This is a genomic window from Kitasatospora nipponensis, from assembly GCF_039528135.1.
GTDB classification, from domain to species: domain Bacteria; phylum Actinomycetota; class Actinomycetes; order Streptomycetales; family Streptomycetaceae; genus Kitasatospora; species Kitasatospora nipponensis.
Genome location: NZ_BAAALF010000056.1, coordinates 35564 through 41895, shown reverse-complemented (window position 1 = coordinate 41895; position 6332 = coordinate 35564). Strand labels below are relative to the sequence as shown.

The following is a 6332-nucleotide window of genomic DNA, read 5'->3' as shown; positions in this document are numbered from 1 at the left end:
CCTGCGACGAGGACCGCCGGGCCGCCCAGCGCCCCGCCGACGACGCCCGCCGCACCGCCCGCACGCTGCGCGCCGAGCGCGCCGAGCTCTCCGGCACGGTCGCGACCGCCGACCAGCTGCCCACCGCCTCGCTGCCCGCGCTGCGCGAGGCCTACCGGGCGGCCGCCCAGCTCTACGAGAAGGTCGGCGTCGGCGCCGACCTGCGGGCCGAGCAGGCCCGCGCGGAGAGCGACGAGACGGCCGCCCAGGCCGAGCTCGACCGCCTGACCAACAAGGTCCGCACCCGCGCCGAGGAGCTGCTGACCAGCACCGACGGCGCGGACGGCCCGGCCCGGCAGGCCGCCGCCGCGCGCGCCGAGGAGCTGGTGGCCACCATCGAGTCCCGCTCGGCCGTCGCCAGCGAGCAGCTGGGCCGGCTGCGCGCCGAGGTCGAGCGCTCGGCGCCGGCCTCCGGCGAGGCGCACACCGAGCTGCCCGAGGCGCTGGTGCCCACCGACCCCGAGCACGCCCAACTGCTGCTGCGCGGCGCCACCGGAGAGCTGGCCGAGCGCCGCGAGCTGCTCGAGAGCGCCCGGATCGAGCACGCCGAGCTGCTGCGCACCCTGGAGAAGGCGCAGTCGGGCGCCGCCGACTTCGACGAGGCGGCCGCTCTGATGCGCGACGGTCTGCGCGACCACGCGCCCGAGGAGGGCGAGGCGGCCCCCGAGCCGTACCTCGACTCGCTCGCCGAGGCCCGCACCGCCGCCACCGAGACCCGCCGCGCGCTGCGGGCCGCCTCCGCCGAGCTCACCGCCGCCGAACTCGCCGTGCGCGACGCCTCGGACGCGCTGGTGCGGCACGCCAACGCGGCCCGCTACGAGGCCGTGCGCACCCCCGCCCGCCAGCAGATCCGCGAGCTGCCGGCCGCGGCCCTGCCCGAGCACGCCGCCGCCTGGGCGGCCGCCTTCGCGCCCCGGCTGCGGGTGCTCAGCGACGAGCTCACCCAGCTGGAGCGCAACCGCGGCTCGATCGTGGACCGGCTGCGCGGGCTGGTGGAGACCTCGCTGGCGACCCTGCGCGCCGCCCAGCGGCTCTCCCGGCTGCCGGAGGGCCTGGGGGAGTGGAGCGGGCAGGAGTTCCTGCGGATCCGCTTCGAGGACCCGGACCAGAGCGTGCTCGCCGAGCGCCTGGGCGAGGTGATCGACGAGGCGACCCGCTCGGCGGTGCGCAAGAACAGCGACCTGCGCCGCGACGGCATGTCCCTGCTGCTGCGGGGGGTGGCCGCCGCGATGGGCCCGCGCGGCGTCAGCGTCGAGATCCTCAAGCCCGACGCGGTGCTGCGCGCCGAGCGGGTGAGCGTGGGGCAGATGTCGGACGTCTTCTCCGGCGGGCAGCTGCTCACCGCGGCCATCGCCCTGTACTGCACGATGGCCGCGCTGCGGGCCAACGACCGCGGCCAGTCGCAGCTGCGGCACGCCGGCACGCTCTTCCTGGACAACCCGATCGGCCGCGCCAACGCCACCTACCTGCTGGAGCTGCAGCGCGCGGTGGCCGACGCGCTGGGCGTGCAGCTGATCTACACCACCGGGCTCTTCGACACCACGGCGCTGGCCGAGTTCCCGCTGGTCATCCGGCTGCGCAACGACGCCGACCTGCGCGCGGGCCTGAAGTACATCTCGGTCGAGGAGCACCTGCGGCCGGGCCTGCCCGCCCCGCAGGACCCGGACGGTCCGGCGATCCACGGCGAGATCACCGCGACCCGGATGTTCAAGCGCCCGGCCGAGGTGCCCGCGGGCTGAGCCGCCGCCCGCGCGAGCGGCCGTGGGACCGGCCGTGGGACCGACCGTGGGAGCGGCCCCACGGTCGGCGGCCCGCCCGGCCGTGGGCTCAGGACCCGGTGAACCCGGTGAACTCGATGCGCTCGCCCGGACCCGGCAGCCGCAACCGCTCGGCGAGTCCGGCCCGCTCGAAGGCCTGCCGCAGGCTCGGCGCCCCCTCGGTGAAGTGCCCCCACTGTTCGAAGTGCAGCGGCACCACCCGCGCGGCGCCCAGCAGCAGCGCGGCCTGCGCGGCCTCCTCGCTGGTGAGCGTGAGCGGACCGTCGACCAGCGGGGTGCGGGCCGCGCCGGCGAAGAGCAGCGCGACGTCGACCGGGCCGAGCCGGTCGGCGATCGTGCGGACCACCGCCAGGGACGCGTTGTCGCCGCTGACGTAGACCGTCGGCAGGCCCGCACCGGCCAGCAGGAAGCCGGTCACCTCGCCGACCAGGTGCTCGGTGCCGTCCGGACCGTGCTGGGCCGGCACCCCGGTGACCCGCAGCACCCCGCCGTCGGGGCGGGGCAGCTCGACGCTGCTCCAGTTCGCCAGCGCCCGCACCGCGGCGGCGGGCAGGCGCTGCTCGGCCGAGGCCGTGCTCAGCACCGTGGGCGCGGTGTCCAGGTAGGCGCGGCCGGCCCGGTCGAGGTTGTCGGGGTGCTGGTCGTGCGAGAGCAGGACGGCGTCCACCGGGCCGAGCTGCTCGGCGCCCAGCGCGGAGCCGGCCGTCTTGACCAGGACGCGGTTGCCGATCGGGTACTCGCCCGGGTCGTCGAAGGTGGGATCGGTCAGCAGGCGCAGGCCGCCGAGCTCCAGCAGCGCGGTGGGGCCGCCGAGATAGGTGACGGTGAGTCGTGTCATGGTGCGTTCTTCCCCCGGGTTCGGATGCGGATCATGCTCCCCGCAGCCTAGTCGCCGACCTCGCCGACCCCGACGGATCGTCAGATGATCACGCCTGCTTGGATGGTCGCTTTCGACGGGGGGAGAAGACCATGCCGACCACCTACCACCGGATCGTCGGGGGCAGCGTGCACCGCCTGGCGGCGATCAGCGACGGCATCTTCGCGGTCGCCATGACGCTGCTGGTGCTGGACCTGCACGTGCCCGTGCTGGAGATGCTGCACGCCCAGCACCCGCTCTGGGCGCCGGACGCGATCGGCGGCGAGGGGCAACTCTGGCACGCGCTGGCGCGGTTGGTCCCGCGGCTGGCGGTCTTCCTGCTCGGCTTCCTGACCCTGGGGATGTTCTGGCTGGGCCAGCAGGCGCAGCTCGACCACCTGTCCCGCGGCGACCGGCACCTGACCTGGATCCACCTGGCCTTCCTCTGCGTGGTCTCGCTGATGCCGTTCTCCACCGCGCTGCTCGCCCAGTACGAGACCTACCGGGTCGCGCTGCTGGTCTACTGGCTGCACCTGCTGGCCCTGGGCCTGCTGCTGCTCGCCGCGCTGCGCTACGCCGAGCGGGCCGGCCTGATCCGCCCCGACGCCCCGGCCGGGCTGGCGGCGGCGGCCCGGCGGCGGATCGTGGTGGCCCAGACGCTGTACGCGGGGGCGGTGGCGCTGGGGCTGGTCAGCACCTACCTGAGCGTGGCGCTGATCATCCTGCTCCAGCTGAACTCGGCGATCGCGCCGAACATCAGGCCGCTCAATCGCTTCTAACCCTCTATCACCACTTGACCGGTTGTCCGCCGGGTGCTTCGATGGACCCATCGACAACCGGTCATTTCACTTTAGGCGGTTAGAATGAGCGCGAAGATCCACTACCGGACCACCACGATCCAGGGCCGCGAGATCTTCTACCGCGAGGCCGGCGCCCCCGACGCGCCCGTGCTGCTCCTGCTGCACGGCTTCCCCGCCAGTTCGCACATGTTCCGCGACCTGATCCCGCTGCTCGCCGGCCGCTACCGGGTGATCGCCCCCGACTACCCCGGCTTCGGCTACAGCGCCGCCCCGCCGGTCGAGGAGTTCGACTACACCTTCGACCACCTGGCCGCCGTGCTGGGCGAGTTCACCGAGCGGCTGGGCCTGGACCGGTTCGCCCTCTACGTGCAGGACTACGGCGCGCCGGTGGGCCTGCGCCTCGCGCTGGCCCACCCCGAGCGGATCACCGCGATCGTCACCCAGAACGGCAACGCCTACGAGGAGGGGCTGGTCGAGGAGGCCTGGGCGGACATCCGCGCCTACTGGGCCGACCCCAATCCGGTCACCGAGGCCCCGGTGCGGGCCACCCAGAGCGCCGAGGGGGTGCGCTGGCAGTACATCCACGGCGTCACCGACCAGAGCCTGCTCAACCCCGACGCCTGGCGCCACGACATCGCCCTGCTGCAGCGCCCCGGCCAGGACCGCGTCCAGCTGAAGCTGATCGGCGACTACGGCAGCAACGTCGCGCTCTATCCGGACTTCCACGCCTACTTCCGCGCCAGCCAGGTCCCGTTGCTCGCCGCCTGGGGCGCCCACGACCAGATCTTCGGCCCGGCCGGCGCCACCGCCTTCCTGCGGGACCTGCCCGAGGCCGAGGTCCACCTGCTGCCCGCCGGCCACTTCGCGCTGGAGACCCACAGCGCCCAGATCGCCGCACTGATCGACGACTTCCTCACCCGCCGGCTGCCCGGGGCGTGAGGCCCGGGGCGGATGACACGTGTACGGATGCTACAAAGCCCTGCTGGCACGATCCGTGGCCGCCGCTATCCGGACATCCGTAACGGCCGTGTCAGAGTCGATGGCAGGGACCAGCGAACTCGGCGCCCGCGGTGGCGCGCACACCCCGGTCAGCGCCTGTGCCTCGGGCGCCGAAGCGATCGCGACGGGCCTGGACCTGATCCGGCTCGGGGGGCGGACGTGCATCGTGACCGGCGCTCCTCGCGCCCAGCGGATCTCCGCGGCCCTGACCAACTCCTTCGGCTTCGGCGGCCACAACGCCTGCCTGCTCTTCACCCCGGCCCCCTGACCCGGGTCACCGCGCGCAGGCGCGGGCGACCACCCGCAGGTAGCGCTCGATGGCCAGGTGCTGGAGCAGCAGCGCGAGCGGGCGGGCGAGCCGGGCGTACCAGGCGGCGAGGCGGGAGAAGGCGACCACCTCGAACCAGACGTCGCCCCCCTCGTCGAGGTGCACCACGAAGGACTCCTCGCCGCACTCGGGGTGGCCCGGCAGCGTTCCGTAGGCGAAGCCGATCCGCTCCGCGTCCCGGACCGCCCACACCACGCGGCACGGGATCACCAGGGCCGGCAGCCGCATCCCGGGCAGCCGCAGCCGCACCAGTACGGTGGCCCCGTCGCGCACCGGCCGGGCGGGGTGCACGGCGAAGCCCGAACCGCGCTGGACGCCCCAGTCCAGCACGTACGCACCGGCTTGCTCGAACACCTGCCGCCCGCGCCCCAGGTGCACCCGCCGGCGCACCCAGGCGTACCCGTCCGGCAGCGCGGCCCCGCGGGTCGCGCCGACCTCCGGGTAGCTGGGGGAGGCGGCGCACGCGGCGAGGTGGCGGTCACGCGGATCGGGGTGCGGCATGTCGACACCCTAGGGCTTCACTTGGCCTGACGAGCGGTCAAAGGCCCGGAATCACGGCCGGGTTCTCCTATGCTGGGGGTCGCCGGCGGCAGGGCCGCCCTCTTCCGCGTGGAGGTATGAACAGGTGAAGCTCGGCTTGCACTACTGGAACTTCTCGACCCCCGCCGACCCCGCGCTGATCGCGCCGACGCTGGCGCAGACGGCGCGGATCGCCGAGCAGGCGGGGATCGCCTCCTTCTCGGTGATGGACCACTACTTCCAGATGGAGCACATCGGCCGGGCCGAGGAGCCGATGCTGGAGGGCTACACCACCCTCGGCTACCTGGCCGCGCTCACCGAGCGGATGACGCTGGGTCTGATGGTCACCGGCGTCATGTACCGCCACCCGGGCCTGCTGGCGAAGATCGTCACCACCCTGGACGTGCTCTCCGGCGGCCGGGCGCGGCTGGGCCTGGGGGCCTCCTGGTACGAGCGGGAGCAGCGCGCGCTCGGCGTGCCGGTGGTCCCGGTGGGCGAGCGCTTCGAGCGGCTGGAGGAGACCCTGCAGATCTGCCTGCAGATGTGGAGCGAGGACGACGGCCCCTACCAGGGGCGGCACTACCAGCTCGACGAGACGATCTGCGTCCCGGCGCCGCTGAGCAGCCCGCGCCCGCCGATCCTGATCGGCGGGGGCGGCGAGCAGAAGACGCTGCGGCTGGTCGCGCAGTACGCGGACGCCTGCAACCTGTTCGGCACGAGCGTCGAGGAGGTCACCCACAAGCTGGAGGTGCTGCGCGCGCACTGCGCCGAGGTGGGTCGCGACTACGAGGCGGTCGAGAAGACCGTGATGGCCAGCCGCCGCCCGGCGCTGGGCGAGCTGGACACCTTCCTGGCCGAGGCCGAGCAGCTGGCGAAGCTCGGTGTCACCGAGATCCAGGTGACCCCGGACCGGCACCCGGTGGAGTTCGCCGAGCAGCTGGCGGAGCGCGTCGTCCCCCGGCTGGCCACCATCGGCTGACCGGGGCGCCCCGGCCACCGGTGCCGGCCTCAGG

The 6332-nt window shown here is 74.1% G+C and carries 6 protein-coding genes and 1 pseudogene; 5 read left to right on the top strand and 2 right to left on the bottom strand.

What is annotated here, in order from left to right; all coding sequences use genetic code 11:
* The coding region (locus ABD323_RS17770; protein ID WP_486327152.1) for a coiled-coil domain-containing protein at positions 1–1778 on the top strand (1778 nt) is incomplete at its 5' end.
* Positions 1779–1866: 88 nt separating this feature from the next.
* On the opposite strand, the gene ABD323_RS17765 is transcribed toward ABD323_RS17770, so the two are convergent.
* Positions 1867–2655 (bottom strand): MBL fold metallo-hydrolase, encoded by a 789-nt coding sequence (locus tag ABD323_RS17765; protein ID WP_344442621.1) that lies wholly within the window; start codon positions 2653–2655, stop codon positions 1867–1869.
* A gap of 131 nt (positions 2656–2786) precedes the next feature.
* Here ABD323_RS17765 and ABD323_RS17760 point away from each other — a divergent pair, with 131 nt between their 5' ends.
* The 3 genes and pseudogenes from ABD323_RS17760 to ABD323_RS46035 form a co-directional block, all read left to right on the top strand.
* Positions 2787–3452: a TMEM175 family protein gene (locus tag ABD323_RS17760; RefSeq protein ID WP_344442620.1), complete on the top strand. Its 666-nt coding sequence runs from the start codon at positions 2787–2789 to the stop codon at positions 3450–3452.
* An 84-nt stretch (positions 3453–3536) separates the two neighbouring features.
* Complete coding sequence (locus ABD323_RS17755; RefSeq protein WP_344442618.1) at positions 3537–4412, top strand: alpha/beta fold hydrolase; 876 nt, start codon at positions 3537–3539, stop codon at positions 4410–4412.
* A gap of 115 nt (positions 4413–4527) precedes the next feature.
* A pseudogene (locus tag ABD323_RS46035) lies at positions 4528–4624 on the top strand (beta-ketoacyl synthase N-terminal-like domain-containing protein); the annotation flags it as partial.
* Between the two features lie 122 nt (positions 4625–4746).
* Here the strand turns inward: ABD323_RS46035 and ABD323_RS17745 are convergent.
* Positions 4747–5301 (bottom strand): DUF1990 domain-containing protein, encoded by a 555-nt coding sequence (locus ABD323_RS17745; RefSeq protein ID WP_344442617.1) that lies wholly within the window; start codon positions 5299–5301, stop codon positions 4747–4749.
* A gap of 124 nt (positions 5302–5425) precedes the next feature.
* Here ABD323_RS17745 and ABD323_RS17740 point away from each other — a divergent pair, with 124 nt between their 5' ends.
* Positions 5426–6298, top strand: a complete 873-nt coding sequence (locus tag ABD323_RS17740) for an LLM class F420-dependent oxidoreductase (protein ID WP_344442616.1) — start codon at positions 5426–5428, stop codon at positions 6296–6298.
* Positions 6299–6332 lie beyond the last annotated feature (34 nt).

Bases quoted from the DNA above. Each gene is read 5' to 3' on its own strand.
- ABD323_RS17755 (WP_344442618.1), top strand. From the start codon at position 3,537: ATGAGCGCGAAGATCCACTACCGGACCACCACGATCCAGGGCCGCGAG.
- ABD323_RS17765 (WP_344442621.1), bottom strand. From the start codon at position 2,655: ATGACACGACTCACCGTCACCTATCTCGGCGGCCCCACCGCGCTGCTG.
- ABD323_RS17760 (WP_344442620.1), top strand. From the start codon at position 2,787: ATGCCGACCACCTACCACCGGATCGTCGGGGGCAGCGTGCACCGCCTG.
- ABD323_RS17745 (WP_344442617.1), bottom strand. From the start codon at position 5,301: ATGCCGCACCCCGATCCGCGTGACCGCCACCTCGCCGCGTGCGCCGCC.